Annotated in this window: 19 protein-coding genes; 8 read left to right on the forward strand and 11 right to left on the reverse strand. The window is 37.7% G+C overall.

Features of this window, described 5'->3' with window-relative positions:
- The first annotated feature begins 180 nt into the window (after positions 1–180).
- The 5 genes from trmB to ACB104_RS07915 all read left to right on the forward strand — a co-directional run bounded on the left by trmB (position 181) and on the right by ACB104_RS07915 (position 3,393).
- Positions 181–855: a tRNA (guanosine(46)-N7)-methyltransferase TrmB gene (gene trmB, locus ACB104_RS07895; protein WP_370477742.1), complete on the forward strand. Its 675-nt coding sequence runs from the start codon at positions 181–183 to the stop codon at positions 853–855.
- Between the two features lie 2 nt (positions 856–857).
- On the forward strand, positions 858–1,487 hold the full coding sequence (locus ACB104_RS07900; protein WP_370477743.1) for a LysE family translocator: 630 nt from the start codon (positions 858–860) through the stop codon (positions 1,485–1,487).
- Positions 1,488–1,490: 3 nt separating this feature from the next.
- A complete protein-coding gene (locus ACB104_RS07905) occupies positions 1,491–1,820 on the forward strand; it encodes an MGMT family protein (protein ID WP_370477744.1) in 330 nt (109 codons plus the stop codon).
- A gap of 151 nt (positions 1,821–1,971) precedes the next feature.
- Positions 1,972–3,108 carry an Mrp/NBP35 family ATP-binding protein gene (locus ACB104_RS07910; protein ID WP_370477745.1) on the forward strand — a complete coding sequence of 379 codons (1,137 nt, stop codon included), beginning with the start codon at positions 1,972–1,974 and terminating at the stop codon, positions 3,106–3,108.
- Between the two features lie 45 nt (positions 3,109–3,153).
- Positions 3,154–3,393 carry a NifU family protein gene (locus ACB104_RS07915; protein WP_370477746.1) on the forward strand — a complete coding sequence of 80 codons (240 nt, stop codon included), beginning with the start codon at positions 3,154–3,156 and terminating at the stop codon, positions 3,391–3,393.
- 43 nt (positions 3,394–3,436) lie between these two features.
- Here the strand turns inward: ACB104_RS07915 and ACB104_RS07920 are convergent, their stop codons facing one another.
- The 3 genes from ACB104_RS07920 to ACB104_RS07930 form a co-directional block, all read right to left on the reverse strand.
- Positions 3,437–3,811, reverse strand: coding sequence for a hypothetical protein (locus tag ACB104_RS07920; protein WP_370477747.1), 375 nt, complete (start codon positions 3,809–3,811; stop codon positions 3,437–3,439).
- Positions 3,812–3,929: 118 nt separating this feature from the next.
- Positions 3,930–7,457 (reverse strand): pyruvate:ferredoxin (flavodoxin) oxidoreductase, encoded by a 3,528-nt coding sequence (gene nifJ, locus ACB104_RS07925; RefSeq protein ID WP_370477748.1) that lies wholly within the window; start codon positions 7,455–7,457, stop codon positions 3,930–3,932.
- 331 nt (positions 7,458–7,788) lie between these two features.
- Entirely contained in the window at positions 7,789–8,139 is a 351-nt protein-coding gene (locus tag ACB104_RS07930; protein ID WP_370477749.1) for a 4Fe-4S dicluster domain-containing protein, read from the reverse strand.
- A gap of 134 nt (positions 8,140–8,273) precedes the next feature.
- Here ACB104_RS07930 and ACB104_RS07935 point away from each other — a divergent pair, with 134 nt between their 5' ends.
- Both ACB104_RS07935 and ACB104_RS07940 read left to right on the forward strand, forming a co-directional pair.
- The gene (locus tag ACB104_RS07935) at positions 8,274–10,142 is read left to right on the forward strand and encodes a 2-oxoacid:acceptor oxidoreductase subunit alpha (RefSeq protein WP_370477750.1); all 1,869 of its coding nucleotides are present in this window, start codon (positions 8,274–8,276) and stop codon (positions 10,140–10,142) included.
- Positions 10,143–10,144: 2 nt separating this feature from the next.
- Positions 10,145–11,158: a 2-oxoacid:ferredoxin oxidoreductase subunit beta gene (locus tag ACB104_RS07940; protein WP_370477751.1), complete on the forward strand. Its 1,014-nt coding sequence runs from the start codon at positions 10,145–10,147 to the stop codon at positions 11,156–11,158.
- Positions 11,159–11,242: 84 nt separating this feature from the next.
- On the opposite strand, the gene ACB104_RS07945 is transcribed toward ACB104_RS07940, so the two are convergent.
- The 7 genes from ACB104_RS07945 to ACB104_RS07975 are packed head-to-tail and all read right to left on the reverse strand — an operon-like array spanning position 11,243 to position 16,698.
- The gene (locus ACB104_RS07945; protein ID WP_370477752.1) at positions 11,243–11,818 is read right to left on the reverse strand and encodes an electron transport complex protein RnfA; all 576 of its coding nucleotides are present in this window, start codon (positions 11,816–11,818) and stop codon (positions 11,243–11,245) included.
- 2 nt (positions 11,819–11,820) lie between these two features.
- On the reverse strand, positions 11,821–12,426 hold the full coding sequence (locus ACB104_RS07950; protein WP_370477753.1) for an RnfABCDGE type electron transport complex subunit E: 606 nt from the start codon (positions 12,424–12,426) through the stop codon (positions 11,821–11,823).
- 5 nt (positions 12,427–12,431) lie between these two features.
- Complete coding sequence (locus tag ACB104_RS07955) at positions 12,432–13,025, reverse strand: RnfABCDGE type electron transport complex subunit G (RefSeq protein WP_370477754.1); 594 nt, start codon at positions 13,023–13,025, stop codon at positions 12,432–12,434.
- A 2-nt stretch (positions 13,026–13,027) separates the two neighbouring features.
- On the reverse strand, positions 13,028–14,038 hold the full coding sequence (locus ACB104_RS07960) for an RnfABCDGE type electron transport complex subunit D (RefSeq protein WP_370477755.1): 1,011 nt from the start codon (positions 14,036–14,038) through the stop codon (positions 13,028–13,030).
- Positions 14,039–14,040: 2 nt separating this feature from the next.
- Positions 14,041–15,369 (reverse strand): electron transport complex subunit RsxC, encoded by a 1,329-nt coding sequence (gene rsxC, locus ACB104_RS07965; RefSeq protein WP_370477756.1) that lies wholly within the window; start codon positions 15,367–15,369, stop codon positions 14,041–14,043.
- A complete protein-coding gene (locus ACB104_RS07970; protein WP_370477757.1) occupies positions 15,362–16,264 on the reverse strand; it encodes a Fe-S cluster domain-containing protein in 903 nt (300 codons plus the stop codon). The genes rsxC and ACB104_RS07970 overlap by 8 nt, the downstream gene beginning before the upstream one ends.
- 2 nt (positions 16,265–16,266) lie before the next feature.
- On the reverse strand, positions 16,267–16,698 hold the full coding sequence (locus ACB104_RS07975) for a SoxR reducing system RseC family protein (RefSeq protein ID WP_370477758.1): 432 nt from the start codon (positions 16,696–16,698) through the stop codon (positions 16,267–16,269).
- Between the two features lie 293 nt (positions 16,699–16,991).
- Between ACB104_RS07975 and ACB104_RS07980 the strand changes: the two genes are divergently transcribed.
- Positions 16,992–17,318: a 2Fe-2S iron-sulfur cluster-binding protein gene (locus ACB104_RS07980; RefSeq protein WP_370477759.1), complete on the forward strand. Its 327-nt coding sequence runs from the start codon at positions 16,992–16,994 to the stop codon at positions 17,316–17,318.
- An 82-nt stretch (positions 17,319–17,400) separates the two neighbouring features.
- Here the strand turns inward: ACB104_RS07980 and ACB104_RS07985 are convergent, their stop codons facing one another.
- Entirely contained in the window at positions 17,401–17,952 is a 552-nt protein-coding gene (locus ACB104_RS07985) for a diheme cytochrome c-553 (protein ID WP_370477760.1), read from the reverse strand.
- Positions 17,953–18,057 lie beyond the last annotated feature (105 nt).

Consider the following 18,057-nt stretch of genomic DNA (forward strand, 5'->3'; position numbering starts at 1 on the left):
AAGATGATAATGTGAAACTTGAAATCTAACCTCTTTTTACATCTTTTAAATCAAAAAAATGGATGTGTTTACAAGGCTTGAAACAAGTTGTAATTAAAATTAAAGATAAACACATTAATGCCCTTGTATATTTCCTTAATTTTACCAAAAAATTAAATTAATAAGAAATAGTAATCAACCTTGGGAAGCAAAAATAAACTGAGAAGATTTAAGGAAAATGAAACTTTTGGCAATGTGTTTCAGCCAACTCGTGATGAATTGGTCAACTTTAGTTTCGATTTAAAAGGAAACTGGCGAAAAGATGTTTTTAAAAACCAAAATCCCATAGTTTTGGAATTGGGTTGTGGAAAAGGTGAGTACTCGGTGGCCTTGGCAAAAAAATACCCTGATAAAAACTTTATTGGCATAGATATAAAGGGTGCAAGATTTTGGAGAGGAGCTAAAACGGCTGTTGAAGAAAGTATTCCAAACGTGGCATTTCTTCGCACTCAAATTGAACTGGTTGACTATGCATTTTCTGAGCATGAAGTTGATGAAATTTGGATAACCTTTCCAGATCCACAAATTAAATACAAGCGCACCAAGCACCGGATGACCAACAGCGCCTTTTTAAAACGTTACAAGAAAATTTTAAAGCCCAATGGTGTAGTGAACCTTAAAACCGATAGTGAGTTTATGCACGGGTATACGCTCGGTCTATTGCATGGTGAAGGACACAAGGTTCTCTACGCTAATCATAATGTTTACAAGCAAGAAGGTAGCCCCGAGGAGGTTACCAGGATTCAAACTTTTTACGAATCGCAATATTTAGAGCAAAACAAAGCAATTACGTATATTCGGTTTAAAATTAAATAGACGTGGACATCACCCTTATTTTTTTTCTCGGACTTATTTTTGCGCTTTTAGGGGTAGTTCCGCCGGGATTATTGAATATGACAGCGGCAAAAATTAGCCTAAAAGAAGGGCATGTTCGGGGGATAATGTTTTCCGTTGGGGTTTGTGTTGTTGTTTTTGCACAAACCTATATTGCTGCAATTTTTGCGCGTTACTTGAGTAAGCATCCTGAAGTGATCAGTGTGTTGCGTGGTGTGGCTTTGATCATTTTTATTTTGATAACTGTATATTTTTTGTTTATTGCTAAGTCTACTCCAAAACAGCAGATTGAACCCAAAATGAAAAGTAAACATAGCCGTTTTTTCCAAGGTATGTTGTTGTCAGCAATAAATGTGTTCCCTATTCCATATCAAGCTTATGTGACGATTACTTTGGCATCGGTAGGTTGGCTGTCTTTTGAGCAAATTAATATCTTGTCTTATGTGGCCGGAGCTGGCACCGGTACTTTTGTGACTCTTTACATGTACATATTCTTTTTTGATAAAATAAAGGGCAAGTCTTTTACCAGTCAAAAAAACATGAATCGAATTATTGGTCTTATTACTGGTGTCGTAGCTATCGCTACATTGATAAATATTATTCAGGACTTTTAACGAATGAAACCGGAAACACTAAATTTTTTTGATAAAGTTTATGAAGTGGCAAAACTTATTCCATATGGTAGAGTGACAAGCTACGGTGCTATTGCCAAATTCTTGGGTGTAGTAAAAAGTGCGAGAATGGTTGGGTATGCCATAAATGGATCTAAGGGGAAGGATGTCCCAGCACACCGTGTTGTAAACCGAAAAGGCCTACTTACTGGCAAACATCATTTTGATGGTACAAACCTGATGCAACAGCTTTTGGAGATTGAGGGCGTTGAGGTAGTTGACAATCAAATACAAAACTTTAATGAGGTTTTTTGGGATCCAGCAAAGGAATTATAATCAGCTGTTTGTTTCAAAATTCACAGTAAATTGAAAATCTTCAATACATAAGAAAATCAAATAATTGCATCAAAAAAACTTCTCGCTTCTGCCTTAAAAATTCTACCATTATTACCTATCTTTGCACTTAGAATGATTCTTAATAAAAGAAATGAAACTGAATAAAAAAGATATATTAAAGGCACTGGAAAGTATAACCGTTCCTGGCGAAGGACAAAACATGGTTGAAAGCGGTGCAGTTAAAAATGTGGTGACTTTTGGTGATGAGGTTGTTGTTGATATTACCATAAAAAACCCAAGTTTACAAGCTAAAAAGCGTACTGAGGTTGATATTTTAAAAACCATTCACGATCAGGTTTACGAAAAAGCTAAAATAAAGGTAAACGTTACTGTTGATGCGACAGAAAAACCTAAGGTAAATATCATCAAAGGTAAACCGGTTCCGGGAATAAATAATATTGTAGCTGTAGCTTCAGGTAAAGGTGGTGTTGGTAAATCTACAATAACGGCAAACTTGGCGGTAACCTTGGCTAAAATGGGCTTTAAAGTTGGCGTTTTGGACGCCGATATTTACGGACCTTCCATTCCCATTATGTTTGATGTTGAAGCCGAAAAACCTTTGGCCGTAAATGTTGAAGGAAAATCTAAAATGAAACCCATTGAAAATTATGGCGTAAAAGTTTTATCCATAGGGTTTTTTACGCAGCCAGACCAAGCCGTAGTTTGGCGTGGCCCCATGGCAGCTAAGGCTTTAAACCAAATGATTTTTGATGCCCATTGGGGTGAGTTGGATTTCTTGTTGTTGGATTTGCCTCCAGGTACTGGCGATATCCATTTAAGCATCATGCAGTCCTTGCCAATCACTGGAGCGGTCGTGGTTAGTACACCTCAAAATGTGGCCTTGGCCGATGCCAAAAAAGGAGTGGCCATGTTCCAGCAAGAAAGCATTAGCGTTCCTGTTTTAGGAATTATTGAAAATATGGCGTACTTTACCCCGGCTGAATTGCCCGATAATAAATATTATATCTTTGGAAAAGAAGGTGCCAAAAACTTGGCAGAAGATTTAAAAGTGCCATTTTTAGGAGAAATTCCTTTGGTGCAAAGTATTAGAGAGGCGGGTGATGTTGGTCGTCCAGCGGCATTGCAAACAGCAACACCTTTAGAGCAGGCTTTTGAAAAATTGACCCAAAATGTTGTTGAAGAAATGGTTCGAAGAAACGACAATTTGCCACCAACCGAGGCCATTAAAATTACAACTATGGCAGGTTGTAGTGCAGTAAAAAAATAAATTGCTTTTTACCTTGAATAAGGAAAAGTTAGTGCAACTAAATATATGACTTCAGAAGAATTAAGAGAAAAAGTAGAACTTGCCTTAGATGAAATCCGTCCGTTTCTTCAAAGTGATGGCGGGGACATTTCATTATTGTCCATTGAAGATGATAGGCTTGTAAAAGTTCAATTGCAAGGTGCTTGTGTGGGTTGTGGTGTTAACCAAATGACGCTAAAATCTGGTGTAGAAATGACCATAAAAAAGCATGCTCCACAAATTGAACAGGTTATAAATATTGGCTAATTATCTTTTTTGATTAAAAATTAATTACAGGCCTTTAAAAGGGTTAAATAACTTTTTCTTCCCTCAAAAAATGGTGTAGGCTATCTGCTATCATATGGCAATTGCTCACTTTTGAAACATCGTTACAGAATTTATCATCTGTGTTTTCAGCTTTACAGTTAAAACCTGTTAATTTTACTTTTGCAAATTTCTTATTGACGCGTTTGCATTGTTCATAAAGGCTTTCAATAGTTTCAGCTTCATCTGTCTCTACATCATGTTTTAAAAGGTAACCTCTCAAATAATTTTCAATGGCATGTTGTGCATTTTTGCACACCAAGTAAGACACAATGTCTTCCTCTGGTCTGTATAGTTCCTTTCTTGCTTGGTTTAACCTTTTTTCGGCACTCAGAAAAAATTTGCTCGGATCGGTTTCCATGATAAAAGTTTTAAAATTAATTATAGATGATGAACTACTCCACGCCATCTTGATGTAGCTTGGAGCAGTTCATACATAATTACATACATTTGCTTAAGCAAATGTTTTTCAAAGATGCTTACATGTCTCTGAAAAGTTCTAATCGCTCCCATTTTGTATCTACTTCTTCTTGAGCTTGTTTTAGGAGTTGTGCGCCTAATTCGGCATTGTCTTTTACAACTCTGGTGAAACGAGTTTCAGAATACATAAAATCTTCTAATGGAGCAGCAGGTGCTTTTGAATCTAGTTTAAACTTCTTGCCTTTTGGTTTTGAAGGATCAAATCTAAATAATGGCCAATAACCTGTTTCCACTGCTTTTTCTTGGTGAATGGCGGCATCTTTAAGATTATAACCGTGGTCTCCACAATGCGAATAAGCAATGATTAATGATGGACCGTCATAAGCTTCAGCTTCTTCAATAGCTTTTAGCGTTTGCATATCTTTAGCGCCCATGGCCACTTGTGCTACATAGACATTGCCATAAGAAACGGCTTGTAAAGCTAAGCTCTTTTTACCTGTGCGTTTACCAGAAACGGAGAATTTAGCACTTGCTCCGAGAGGTGTGGCTTTTGAGGTTTGTCCTCCTGTATTGGAATAAATTTCAGTATCCAATACCATAATATTGATGTTTTCTCCAGATGCCAATACATGGTCTACGCCACCGTAACCGATGTCGTAAGCCCAACCATCACCACCAAGTATCCAAACAGATTTTTTGCGTAAGTACTCCGTTAGTTGCGCTAGTTTTTTAGCTTCAGGTTTGTCTATTGAAGCTAACTTGTTTTTTAAGATTTCAAGATTTTTAAAATTCTCAGCTTTTTCGGCTTCATTAGTTTCTTTATTGTTAAGGATGGCTTCAACCAAATCCTTGCCTACTTCAGCTTCTAAAGATTTTAATAAACTTACTGAAACTTCTTGTTTTTTGGTAAGTGCCAACTTCATACCAAACCCAAATTCGGCATTGTCTTCAAATAATGAGTTTGCCCAAGCTGGACCTCTACCAAATTTGTTGGTTTTGTAAGGTGTTGTTGGCAAATTACCACCGTAAATTGACGAACATCCTGTTGCATTGGCAATCATGATGCTATCACCGTATAATTGGGTGAGCATTTTAATATAAGGTGTTTCCCCGCAACCTGAACATGCTCCAGAGAACTCAAATAGTGGTTCAAGGAATTGTGAGCCTTTAACATTGGTGATTTGTAATTCGGTTCTGTTGTAATCTGGAAGATTTACAAAGTAATCCCAGTTTTTGTTTTCAACAGCTTCAACATCCAATTTACTATGCATGTTGATGGCTTTAAAGTCGGGGTCTTCTTTACTTACAGCTGGACAAACAGCTACGCACAAATCACATCCTGTACAGTCTTGAGGCGATACTTGCAATACATAAGATTCAGTTTCTTTATTAAAAGGTCTACCTATCGCTGCCACTGCTTTCAATGATTGTGGTCTGTCAGCCAATTCATCATTGGAAACCACTTTGGCTCTAATAGCCGCATGCGGACAAATAGCCACACACTTGTTACACTGTGTACAAAGGTCTTCGCCATCCCAAACTGGCACAAAATCTGCAATACCACGTTTTTCATATTGCGTGGTTCCTGTTGGGAATGTTCCGTCCACGGTAAATGCACTAACAGGTAATTCATCACCTTTACCAGCTAGAATTTTACCTAAAACTTCTTTAACAAACGGATCTTCCGTACCGGTCATCATTGGTTTTAATTCTTCATGGCTTGTAATTTGTTTAGGATATTCTACTTTTTGAAGATTTTCCAATGATTTGTCCACTGCATTAAAGTTCATCTGTACCACCTTATCGCCTTTTTTAGAATACGATTTTACAATGGCTTCTTTAATTTTTTGAATGGCTTCATCTTTTGGAAGTACTCCAGAAATAGCGAAGAAACATGTTTGTAATACGGTATTTGTACGTTTACCTAATTTGGCTTCATGTGCTACTTTAGATGCATCAATCACATAAAACTCCAATTCATTCTTGATGATTTCTTCTTGCATCAATTTTGGTAATTTTTCCCAAATATCATCTTTATCGTAAGGGGAGTTCAATAGGAAGGTTCCACCTTTTTTAACATGATCTAGGATATCATACTTTTCTATAAAATTGAATTGATGGCATGCAACAAAATCAGCTTTATGGATTAAATATGTAGAATAGATAGGGTCTGGCCCAAAGCGTAAGTGGGATACCGTTTGTGCACCCGCTTTTTTGGAGTCGTAAACAAAATAACCTTGAACATAATTGTCGGTGGTTTCTCCAATAATTTTGATAGAGTTTTTATTGGCACCAACAGTACCATCGGAACCTAGTCCAAAGAACATACAGTTAAAGGTGTTCTTGACTGTTTTAAGTGTTTCGCCAATCTCTAAACTGGTATATGACACGTCATCATTAATGCCAATTGTGAAATGGTTTTTAGGTTTGTCTTTACCTAGCTCATCGAAAATGGCTTTTACCATGGCTGGGTCAAACTCTTTTGAAGATAAGCCGTAACGACCACCAATGATTTTTGGCATGTCACGTTCACTCTCGGTAAAGGCGGTCACAACATCTAGATAAAGAGGTTCGCCTAAACTACCAGCCTCTTTAGTTCTGTCTAAAACGGCAACCTTTTTTACGGTTTTTGGTAAAGCATCCACAAAATGGCTGATGGAGAATGGTCTGAATAAGCGAACTATTATAGCGCCAACTTTTTCACCGTTTTTAACCATGGTGTCCACAGCTTCCATAACAGGACCTTGACCAGAACCCATAATAATTATAACCTTTTCTGCTTCCGGATGACCTACATAATCAAATAGACCGTACTTTCTGCCGGTATGATTGTAGAACTCATTCATGGTTTTTTCAACAATTCCCGGAACTTTTTCATAGTAAAGGTTGGCAGCTTCTCGGGCTTGGAAGAACACGTCTGGGTTTTGTGATGTGCCTCTCACTACAGGATGGTCTGGATCTAACGAACGTTTTTTGTGTTCTAAAATTTTGTCTTCGGGCATCATGTCTTTGATGATGTCGTCAGTGATGCTATCTATCTTAGATATTTCATGAGATGTTCTAAATCCGTCAAAAATGTTCATAAAAGGCACTCTTGATTTTAGGGTTGCCACTTGCGAAATAAGTGCGAAATCTTGGGCTTCTTGCACTGAACCGCCAAACATCATCGCAAATCCCGTTTGTCTGGCCGCCATAACATCAGAGTGGTCACCAAAAATAGATAATGCATGTGTGGCAATTGTTCTGGCCGCTACGTGTATAACAGAAGGAAGGAGCTCTCCAGCTATTTTGTACATGTTAGGAATCATGAGCAATAACCCCTGAGAAGCCGTGAACGTGGTGGTTAATGCACCTGCTTGTAAAGAGCCGTGTACAGCTCCGGACGCACCACCTTCGCTTTGCATTTCTACAATTCTTGGGATGTTGTCCCAAATATTTTTCTGTCCTTTTGAGCTGTACACATCTACATGTTCACCCATTGGAGATGCCGGTGTTATTGGGTATATGGCGCAGACTTCATTGGTCTTGTGGGCAACCCTTGCTACCGCTTCATTTGCATCGCAAATTAATTTTGGAAATTTTTTCATAATTATGTCTTATTTAAATGAACCGAAACCTGCGTAAAAGTCTTTACAAAACTCCTTTTGCAAAATTTCAAAAATGTATAGCCTGCAAGATTTTCATGAACCGAACCAAATCCCCTAAGGCTTGAAAATAAATCTCTTAAAATTATAATTTCGATAGCTCCCAGACTATGATTTTTGTCATGTAACAGAAAAAGAGAAAAGGGTAAAAAAAATGAGGACATCAAATAAATTTAGATATCCTCATTTTCAAAACGGCTAATTTATGGTTTGTTGAACGTTATAAATTTTGCCGCAAAAGAAAAACAAAAAATTAAATATAGTTTAGTTTGGGTTACTCTGCGTGTAACCAAGCTTTTTTAGCTAACAAGACTTCTTCAGTTTCAACATGGTTTTCATCAGGGATGCAACAATCTACTGGGCATACTGATGCACACTGAGGTTCGTCGTGGAAACCTTTGCACTCGGTACATTTCTCGGGTACAATATAATAAAACTCCTCAGAAATGGGTTCATTCATTTCATCAGCATCAATTTCATCACCACTTAGTGAAATAACGGTGCCACTTAAAGCTGTTTCGTCTGCATAAGCCCATTCTTGAGCGGGCTCATAAATTGCATTATTGGGACACTCCACAATACAGGCATCACAGTTAATGCATTCGTCTGTTATAATAATTGCCATAATTCATTTTGTTTAGAGAAGTAAAAGTAATTTCTATCTCTTAGCATTAATATGACTTTTGTCACCTTTAATTCAAAAAATGAAAATTAAATTTGATTACAGTGCAGAGTATTTAATTTTTAAATTGATTTGTTATGATAGCTAATAAAACGAGGCAGACCAAGAAGATACAGCACGAAGTTCTGGATGCCGTTGTGATAAGATTTGTTGGTGATTCTGGTGACGGTATGCAGCTAACGGGCACGCAGTTTTCAGATACATCGGCCATGTTTGGGAATGACGTTGCTACATTTCCAAATTACCCTTCGGAAATACGTGCGCCTCAAGGAAGTTTATACGGAGTTTCAGGATTTCAGGTACATATAGGTAGTGTTGAAATCAGCACACCTGGAGATGATGTAGATTTATTGGTAGCCATGAACCCAGCTGGTTTAAAAACCAATTTGTATTCGGTAAAGCCTGGACATACCATTATAGTGGATATAGATTCTTTTACTAAAAAGAATTTAGAAAAAGCCCAATATGTTGCCAATCCGCTTAGAGATGGAAGCTTGGCAAATTACAGAATTATAGAAGTGCCCATGTCTTCATTAACTAAGGAGGCTTTAAAAGATGTTGAAGATTTAGATAATAAAAGTATTGCCCGAAGCAAAAATATGTTTGCACTGGGTATTGTGTATTGGATGTATGATCGTTCACCAGAACACACTATTGATTTTTTTGAGAAGAAATTTGCCTCCAAACCTAATTTAATTGATGCCAACACCAAAGTTCTTAATGCAGGATTTTATTATGCCGAAACGTTAGAGTTGATTCCTAACGCATATGCTATTTCACCTGCCAAAATGGATTCTGGTGTTTACCGAATTATTGCTGGAAATACCGCTACGGCTTGGGGCTTTCTTGCAGCTGCTGAAAAATCTGGATTGGAGCTGTTTTTGGGTTCATATCCAATCACTCCAGCAACGGATATTTTGCACGAACTAGTTAAGCACAAACATTTTGGTGTTAAAGCCTTTCAGGCTGAAGACGAAATTGCGGGTGTAACTTCTGCAATCGGTGCTGCGTTTGCTGGAGATTTGGCCATTACAACTACTTCAGGTCCTGGTTTGGCCTTAAAAAGCGAAGCTTTGGGTTTGGCCATGATGTTGGAGTTGCCTCTAGTTGTTGTAAATGTACAACGTGGTGGCCCATCAACGGGTTTGCCAACCAAAACTGAGCAGTCTGATTTGATGCAGGCCATGTATGGTAGAAATGGTGATAGCCCCGTAATAGTGTTGGCCGCCGATACACCTTCAGGTTGTTTTAATTATGCTTATCAAGCTGCAAAGCTCGCTCTTGAGCATATGACGCCCGTTATTCTGTTAACAGACGGATATATTGCCAATGGTTCTGAACCTTGGAGAATAAAACGCGTTGTAGAAATGCCCGAAATTAAAAATAACAAGGTTACAGAAGTTAGGGAAAATTGGCATCCTTATGACAGAAACATGGAAACCTTGGCGCGTAATTGGGCCGTTCCCGGAACGTTTGGTTTGGAGCATAGAATCGGTGGTTTGGAAAAAGACCAAATTACAGGTAACGTGTCCCATGTTCCTGAAAACCATGAGGCCATGACCAAAATTAGGGCAGCTAAAATTAAACGTGTACAAAACTACATTCCTGATTTAGTACCTGAATTTGCCGAGACAGGAGACTTGCTTGTGGTGGGTTGGGGTGGAACTTACGGTAGTTTGCATTCTGCAGTAAAACAGTTAAATATGGAAGGCTATAAAAATATTGGCTTTGCACATTTCAGCTACATAAACCCATTGCCTAAAAACACCGAAAAGGTGCTTAAAAGTTTCAGGAAGATTGTGGTTTGCGAATTAAACAACGGGCAATTTGTAAATATTTTGAAAATGAATTTTAACATCTGCGGATTGTTGCAATACAACAAAATACAAGGATTGCCTTTTGGAAATAGCGAGTTGATTGATGAATTCAAAAAATTATTAAAGTAACTATGGAAACAACTGCAGAAAGAAACTATACGTTCAAGGATTTTGCCAGCGACCAAGAAGTAAGATGGTGTCCTGGTTGCGATGATTATGTTGTTTTACGCTCTGTGCAAAAAGCGCTTCCAGAAATGGGCGTAAAAAAGGAAGATGTTGTTTTTATTTCAGGTATTGGGTGCTCATCACGTTTTCCATATTACATGGATACTTATGGTATGCATGGCATTCATGGTAGGGCTCCGGCCATTGCAACCGGCGTTAAACTAGCAAATCCAAATTTGAGCGTTTGGGTTATCACTGGCGATGGCGATTCTATGGCCATTGGCGGTAACCATTTCATTCATGTTTTGCGACGAAATATTGATTTAAACATCATATTGTTCAATAATGAAATATATGGATTGACCAAAGGACAATTTTCACCAACCTCAGTTGTTGGGCAGAAAACAAAGTCCTCACCATATGGCAATACGCAACCTCCGTTCCAACCTGGTGAATTGGCAATTGGTGCCCAAGCCCGTTTTTTTGCTAGAATAGGTGGAAATACACCAAAAGAAATGACACAGATTTTTATTGAATCTGAAAAATTTAATGGGACTTCCTTGGTTGAAATATTGCAAAATTGTGTGATCTTTAATGATGGATGCTATACACAATTTACCGATAAAAACGTGAGGGAAGATAAGCAGTTATTTGTTGAAGATGGAAAACCAATGATTTTTGGAAAAGACAGAAATAAGGGCTTAGTATTAAATGGGTTGAAACTGGAAACGGTGACCATTGGCGAAAATGGGGTAACAGAAGACGATATTTTGGTGCATAATGCCAAAGATGAAGACCCAACCATGCACCAAATGTTGGTGCGATTGAAATACCCATTGGTAACTGGCATTATTAGAAGTTTTGATGATGTAACCTTAGAAGAACGAGAAGATGCACTAACAAAAGAGGTAAAATCGCGTTCAAAATTTGCACAAACTGAAGACCTGTTTTTTTCAGGAGAAATATATCAAGTAAATTAATTTGGAAGTGACTAACTCAAATTTAAAATGCCTTTTTCAACAATTCGAAAAAGGCATTTTTTATTTAAGTGTTATAAATTGGATTTATACCAAAGCGGTAAATCCTAAAAATGCTAAAGATAAAAGGCCGGCCACCAATAAATTAATAGGCACACCTTTCATGCCTTCAGGAATATTGGCAAGCTCCAATTGTTCTCTAATACTTGCAAAAACAATCAAAGCCAATCCAAAGCCTAAAGAGTTAGAAATGGCAAAGAAAACAGCTTTTAACAAACTACTATCTTCTAATCCTAATGCTAAAATAGCAACACCCAAAACCGCACAGTTTGTGGTAATTAAAGGCAGAAAAACACCTAATGCCTGATATAGCGCAGGACTTACTTTCTTTAAAATGATTTCAACCATTTGAACTAATGCGGCAATCACTAAAATAAATGTTATGGTTCTTAGGTAATTCAATCCGCTGGGGATTAAAACGTATTCGTGTAATAAATACGTAACCGTTGTGGCAATCGTCATAACAAATAAAACAGCTCCAGACATACCTATGGAAGTTGAAACCTTATTGGAAACACCTAAAAAAGGACAGACTCCCAAGAATTGCGATAAAACAATATTGTTTACAAAAACGGCTGCTATGAGTATGATTAAGTAGTCCATGTTTAAGCAGTTTTAGATGTTAGTCTGTTAAAAACAACAGTTAAGTAAGCCAATGCAATAAATGCACCTGGTGGTAAAATGAAAAGTATAAAAGTGTTTGCGTTTTCTGGAACAAACGATAAGCCAAACAAACTTCCGTTACCAAATATTTCGCGAACCGCACCTAAAAACGTAAGCGCCAAAACAAAACCAAGCCCCATACCCAAAGCATCCAAAATCGAAGAAATTAAATTGTTTTTTGATGCAAAAGCTTCAGCTCTACCCAATATTAAACAGTTAACCACAATTAACGGAATGAATATCCCAAGTTGTTCATAAAGAAATGGAATAAAGGCTTCCAAAATCATTTCAACTATGGTAACAAAAGATGCAATAATGATGATGAACGCAGGGATACGGACCTTACTCGGAATTTGTTTTTTTACCAAGGACACCACAATGTTCGACATTAAAAGCACAAACAACGTGGCAACGCCCATGCCCAAACCATTAAACGCCGATGAGGTTACACCCAAAGTAGGACACATACCCAAGAGCATCACGAAAATAGGATTCTCTTTGATGATGCCTTTTAGGAAATTCTGTTTTTGATTTATATCGTTTGCCATGGCTGCTATTCGGATTTATTGATTGAATCTAGATTTTTTATAAACACCTCATAAGCCATTTCTGTAGCCTCAGTAAAGGCTCTTGAGCTTATGGTTGCGCCTGTTAGAGCATCAACGTCACCTCCGTCTTTTTTAACTTTTAGGCTATAAGCTTTGGGATTTTTGTCTCTAAATTGCCGTAAAAAACTCTCGTCTTTCATTTTGGTGCCCAAGCCTGGGGTTTCTTTCTGCTCTAAAACTGCAATATTTTTAATGGAGCCGTCGGGATTAAAGCCAACCATAATTTTAACAAGTCCGCTAAACCCTTTTTCGGAAAAACCAGTTACTGCAGCCCCGACAAATTCCCCATTGTTAAAGGCGGGATAAACTTCAATGCTATCTGTTGCGGTTTCCAGTTTCACTTTTATTAGGTCTTCAACAGGGTTGCTGTTAAACTCGGGTAACACCTGTTTTATGGCGTTTATCTTTTTTTCTAGTTTGGCTTTGGCTTTGGGTTCAATGGTTAAATCGTTTACAAACCCAAGTGCAAAACCAGATATTAGTGTAATCAATAAAAGAGACACGGTCATATTTAAGAATGTTGATTCTTTCTTGCTCATAATTACACGATTTTAGCTTTTATTTTAGAACCAAATCTTCGTGGTTTAAAATATTTATTAATTAATGGAACAAAAGCGTTCATGATTAAAATGGCAAACGAAATGCCTTCTGGATAAGCTCCAAAGAGCCTAATTAAAACCGTTATTATGCCTATGCCTATAGCAAAAATGGCCATGCCTTTTTTGGTCATTGGGCTCGTAACCAAATCGGTTGCCATATAAAAGGTCCCTAAAATGGCGCCCCCAGATAAAATATGGATAAGCGGGTTAGCGTATTGTTCCGGGTTAATGGTCCAAAAGATGCCTGTAAAAACAGCCATAGTTGCCAATAGAATTACTGGAATATGCCAAGAAATAACTTTTCTAGCTATTAAATAAATACCACCAAGTAACAAAGCCAATGCCGACATTTCTCCTAAAGAACCACTCGTAATACCAAACAGCATATCCATTGCTGAAGGAATTCTTGCGCTAATTTCTGTCATGGTATCGCCTGCCATAAGTCCTTCTTTAATAGCACCTAAAGAGGTTGCTCCAGTTACGGCGTCAACTAAAGATGTGTTGTTTTCAACGGGCGTTGGCCACATGGTCATTTGTATGGGAAATGAAACCAGTAAAAACACACGGCCCACCAATGCCGGATTGAAAATGTTAAAACCCAATCCGCCAAAAGATAATTTGCCAATGCCAATAGCTACCAACCCCCCAACAATAACCATCCAAATGGGAAGGCTTGAGGGTAAGTTGAATGCCAACAGAACACCAGTTAGCAAAGCAGAACCATCTCCTACGGTGACTTCAGCTTTAAAAAGATATTTTTGAATGAGATACTCGAATAAAATACAAGATGAAATTGCAACAGCAGTTACAATTAACGCACTTATTCCAAACACGTATAAAGAAACCAAAAAGGCAGGCACTAATGCAATGATGACTTCGTACATTAGTTTTTTTGAGGTTCTATCGGAATGAACATGCGGCGAGGCAGATACTATAATAGGTTGGGCGCTCATAACTAGTTTTTGGAAGTGTTTAGTTTTTTAACAATGTTTTTTCCGAATCTAATGTAGTCGAGTAGTGGACGATACGACGGACAAACATAACTGCAAGAGCCACATTCAATACAAGTCATGATATCTTCATAGGATGCCTTTTCATACATGCCTTTTTCTGAAAGGTTCATGAGCAAATGCGGTTCCAGTCCCATAGGACAAACATTAACACACTCGCTGCAACGAATGCAGTTTTTGGGTTCGCCTCGGCTGGCTTCATCTTCAGAAATCACCAAAATACCCGAAGTTCCTTTGGTAACAGGCACATCTAAATTCTTAATGGCTTTTCCCATCATGGGACCACCGTTAACTATTTTTCGTGTGCCTTCGGGTAAACCGCCAACTTCATCTACTAAATCTTTAATAGGGGTTCCAATTTTTACCCAATAATTTGATGCATTTTCAAGTTTTTTTCCAGTAACCGTAACAACGCGTTCAATTAGCGGTTTGTTATGTTGAATAGCTTGATAGATGGCAAAAATAGTTCCGACATTGTGTACGATGACACCCACATCAAGGGGCAATCCATTTTTGGGAACTTCTCGGTTTAGAATGGCTCGAATTAATTGCTTTTCACCACCTTGTGGGTATTTTACTTGCAACGCTGCAACCTTAATCGTTTCATCATATTGGGTAAGGTTTTTAAAGAGCTCAATGGCATCTCTTTTGTTGTTTTCAATACCAATAATGGCCTTATTAATGTTTAAGGCTTTGAGCAATATTTTTATACCAACCACTATTTCTTCGGCTTTTTCAAGCATTAACCTATGGTCCGCAGTTAAGTAAGGCTCACATTCTACGCCGTTTATAATTAGGTGGTCTAATTTGGTTCCTTCCTTCACCTGTAATTTAACATGCGACGGAAAAGTTGCGCCTCCCAAACCAACAATGCCAAAATCATTTATCTTTTGAAGAATATCTTTTGCGTCTGCCTCAATTTCAGTTTTTAAAGGATATTCAATGTCCTCAAAATTCGACTCGTTTTTTGGGTCAGTTCTGATAACGATACATTGTTTTTTATAACCACTGGTATCAACAATCATATCCAATTTTGTAACGGTTCCCGCTACTGGAGAATGGATATTTGATGACACAAAACCACCAGATTTGGCAATAACTTGACCAATTTCAACTTTATCTTTTTGTTCCACTATTATTTCTGAAGGAATGCCAATATGTTGAGCAATGGGTACATAAACCACCTTTGGCACGGGCATTTTTTTGATGCCTTTTGAAGATGTTATCTTATTTTCAGGCGGATGAATTCCTCCTTTTGGAAATGTTTTAAGCATCTGTTTTTGAGTTTTCTGGTTTTACATCTGTTTCGGTAACAGCTACTTTTTCTTCTTTTGGTGCTTTTACTTTTTTTGGAGGGAAATTGGTTTCTATAATAGAGTGTGTTGGGCAAACTTCCACGCACTTTCTGCAAAGTGTGCACAACGCAGCATCTATATAGGCCAAATTGTTTTCCATGGTGATGGCGTCTTTCGGACAAATATCATCACATTTAGAGCATCCAATACATGCTACTTCGCAAGCTTTTTTGGCTATGCCTGCCTTATCTTCATTTAAGCAGCCAACAAATATTTTGAGGTCACGCTTGTTGCGGGGCCGCATTTCTAGAATATCTCTAGGGCAAGCTTTTACACAGGCACCACAAGAAGTACATTTATCTGTAATAATGACTGGCAAGCCAGTGGCTTCATCCATATACATAGCATCAAAATCGCACACTGAAACACAATCGCCATCGCCTAAACAACCATATTGGCAATCTGTTTCACCACTGTAAACCATAGCAGAAATAGCGCAAGATTTCGGACCTTGGTATTCTGTAGTTTTGGGGCGTACATCGCATCCGCCTTGGCACAACATAACGGCCACGGTTGGGTCTTGTTCTGCTACTTCCTTGCCTAAAATTTCAGAAACTATTTTCATAACATCGTTTCCGCCAACAGGGCAGAATAAATCTGAAATATCTTCTGTAGTTACAAGTTTTTCTGCAAAGGCTTTACAGCCAGGCGACCCACAACCACCACAATTTGCCGCAGGCAATACCTCGTCAACCTTGGCAATTAAAGGGTCTTCATATACGTAAAACTTCTTGGAAACTACGTACAGAACAATGGCTGCTATAACCCCCAAGGAAGCTAATAACAAAACACTATTTAATATTAAATCTGTCATGTTCAACTTTGTTTTAATATTGAAATTTTAAAAACACTTTTCATGTTGTTTTTAAGAAAATGAAGGGTTAAGTAGTATGGTAATAGCACTAAGATGGATAATACTCCGGCTATCCATTCGGCGAAAAAGGCAGAAGCAATGATTAACGTAAAAAGTATGAGTAAAAAAGGAAAAACATAGGCCCAAAACACAGCCTTAAAGCCTAGTGTTTTTTTTAAGATAACCTGTACATGTTCGTTAACAATAAAAGGGTCTGTGGCATTATAAACAGTGACCTCTTTAGTGGAAGATTCAGAAATACCACATGCAGCCCTTGCTTTGCAGGATTCGCAATGTATGTTTTGTTCTAAAGCAACAATAACAGAGTCTCCAGAAATTTTAGAAATAATACCGGAATGAACAAAAGTGTCGTTATTGTTAGCTTGAGCATTCATAACCATTAAATAGTTATATCAAATTCACTTGGTGAAATTAGTGCATTCGTGCTGTGAATTTTATGATTTATGTCAGGAATTATTATTGTTTTAAAAAAATATGCCTAAATTCATTTTAGTGAAAACACAGTGTAAAGGGTTGTTTTGTAACGAAATAAACATAAAACCTATTAATCCTATAAGAATTATAGGAAAATGATTTGAAAATTATAAATTTAGTTTTATTTTTGCCCTTATTTTTTCAAAATATTAGAGATAACGTATAACAAAAGCGTATAAACAATAGCGGTAGGATGGATATTAAAGTTAACATTACAGATAGGGACGGTGTGAAACATGAGGTTTTGGCGCCCACAGATATGGCCATGAACCTTATGGAAGTTGTAAGGTCTTATGAACTTGCCCCAGAAGGAACCATAGGGGTATGTGGAGGGATGGCCATGTGTGCTTCTTGCCAATGTTATGTTTTGAGCAATCATGAATTACCGGAAATGACTGATGATGAAGATGCCATGCTAGCTGAAGCTTTTGATGTACAGAAGAATAGCCGTTTGGGATGCCAAATTCAAATGACGCCAGATATGGAAGGTCTTGAAGTGGCGTTGGCACCAGAAAGTTAAAACTTAGATTTTAGAACTTGTAAACAAGAAAGACCTAAAAAAGTATTAAAGTTTTTAGGTCTTTGTTTTTTCTAGAACTCTATTAGATAGCAGGAGGAATTGGTGGCGGTACAATGTTTTCAACAGCTGGAAGGCTTTTTAGGTATGCAAACACCGACTTTAAATCTTCATCAGTCATTTTCCCAAAGTCTTCCCACGGCATCGGAGGCAATATTTGTCTACTACCTTCTAAACCCTTATGTTTCCCTAGGCGCATAGATTTGAAAAATTGCGCCTCACTCCAAGTGCCTATACCAGAGTCATCAGGTGTTAGGTTAGCGGCGAAAGAAGTGCCCCAAGGGCCGGTAAAGGATGTAAAGCCCATTGAAAATAAGGCGTAACTTTTTGCTGTTTCCTTGTCGTAAGGAGGTAATACTTCGTCTGCAGGGTGTCCCGAAAGTAACAATTTAGGGTTGGGTAGAGGACCTCGTTCGGTCATTATTTTAGGTGAATGACAATGGTGACATCCACCTAAATCCACAAGATATTCACCTCTTTCAACAAGATTGATAGGTTCTTGTGCGACTGTTTCGTTTTCTGTTTCTTCGATTTTTTTGTCTTGTTTAGAATTACAAGAGTACATGATAATGCTCATCAGAATGAGTGAAAAAATTTTGGTTTTCATTGTATTGGTTTGGTTGGTTGGTGATTATAGTAAATATAGTGATTTAAATTACATCTTTAAATACAATTTAGTCAT

The sequence above is a fragment of the Tamlana flava genome, assembly GCF_041287255.1.
GTDB classification, from domain to species: Bacteria; Bacteroidota; Bacteroidia; order Flavobacteriales; family Flavobacteriaceae; genus Tamlana; species Tamlana flava.

Bases quoted from the DNA above. Each gene is read 5' to 3' on its own strand.
- ACB104_RS07955 (WP_370477754.1), bottom strand. From the start codon at position 13,025: ATGAGCAAGAAAGAATCAACATTCTTAAATATGACCGTGTCTCTTTTA.
- ACB104_RS07930 (WP_370477749.1), bottom strand. From the start codon at position 8,139: ATGGCAATTATTATAACAGACGAATGCATTAACTGTGATGCCTGTATT.
- nifJ (WP_370477748.1), bottom strand. From the start codon at position 7,457: ATGAAAAAATTTCCAAAATTAATTTGCGATGCAAATGAAGCGGTAGCA.
- ACB104_RS07910 (WP_370477745.1), top strand. From the start codon at position 1,972: ATGAAACTGAATAAAAAAGATATATTAAAGGCACTGGAAAGTATAACC.
- ACB104_RS07960 (WP_370477755.1), bottom strand. From the start codon at position 14,038: ATGAGCGCCCAACCTATTATAGTATCTGCCTCGCCGCATGTTCATTCC.
- ACB104_RS07935 (WP_370477750.1), top strand. From the start codon at position 8,274: ATGATAGCTAATAAAACGAGGCAGACCAAGAAGATACAGCACGAAGTT.
- ACB104_RS07945 (WP_370477752.1), bottom strand. From the start codon at position 11,818: ATGGACTACTTAATCATACTCATAGCAGCCGTTTTTGTAAACAATATT.
- ACB104_RS07940 (WP_370477751.1), top strand. From the start codon at position 10,145: ATGGAAACAACTGCAGAAAGAAACTATACGTTCAAGGATTTTGCCAGC.
- ACB104_RS07950 (WP_370477753.1), bottom strand. From the start codon at position 12,426: ATGGCAAACGATATAAATCAAAAACAGAATTTCCTAAAAGGCATCATC.
- ACB104_RS07905 (WP_370477744.1), top strand. From the start codon at position 1,491: ATGAAACCGGAAACACTAAATTTTTTTGATAAAGTTTATGAAGTGGCA.
- ACB104_RS07975 (WP_370477758.1), bottom strand. From the start codon at position 16,698: ATGAATGCTCAAGCTAACAATAACGACACTTTTGTTCATTCCGGTATT.
- ACB104_RS07980 (WP_370477759.1), top strand. From the start codon at position 16,992: ATGGATATTAAAGTTAACATTACAGATAGGGACGGTGTGAAACATGAG.
- ACB104_RS07915 (WP_370477746.1), top strand. From the start codon at position 3,154: ATGACTTCAGAAGAATTAAGAGAAAAAGTAGAACTTGCCTTAGATGAA.
- rsxC (WP_370477756.1), bottom strand. From the start codon at position 15,369: ATGCTTAAAACATTTCCAAAAGGAGGAATTCATCCGCCTGAAAATAAG.
- ACB104_RS07985 (WP_370477760.1), bottom strand. From the start codon at position 17,952: ATGAGCATTATCATGTACTCTTGTAATTCTAAACAAGACAAAAAAATC.
- ACB104_RS07920 (WP_370477747.1), bottom strand. From the start codon at position 3,811: ATGGAAACCGATCCGAGCAAATTTTTTCTGAGTGCCGAAAAAAGGTTA.
- ACB104_RS07970 (WP_370477757.1), bottom strand. From the start codon at position 16,264: ATGACAGATTTAATATTAAATAGTGTTTTGTTATTAGCTTCCTTGGGG.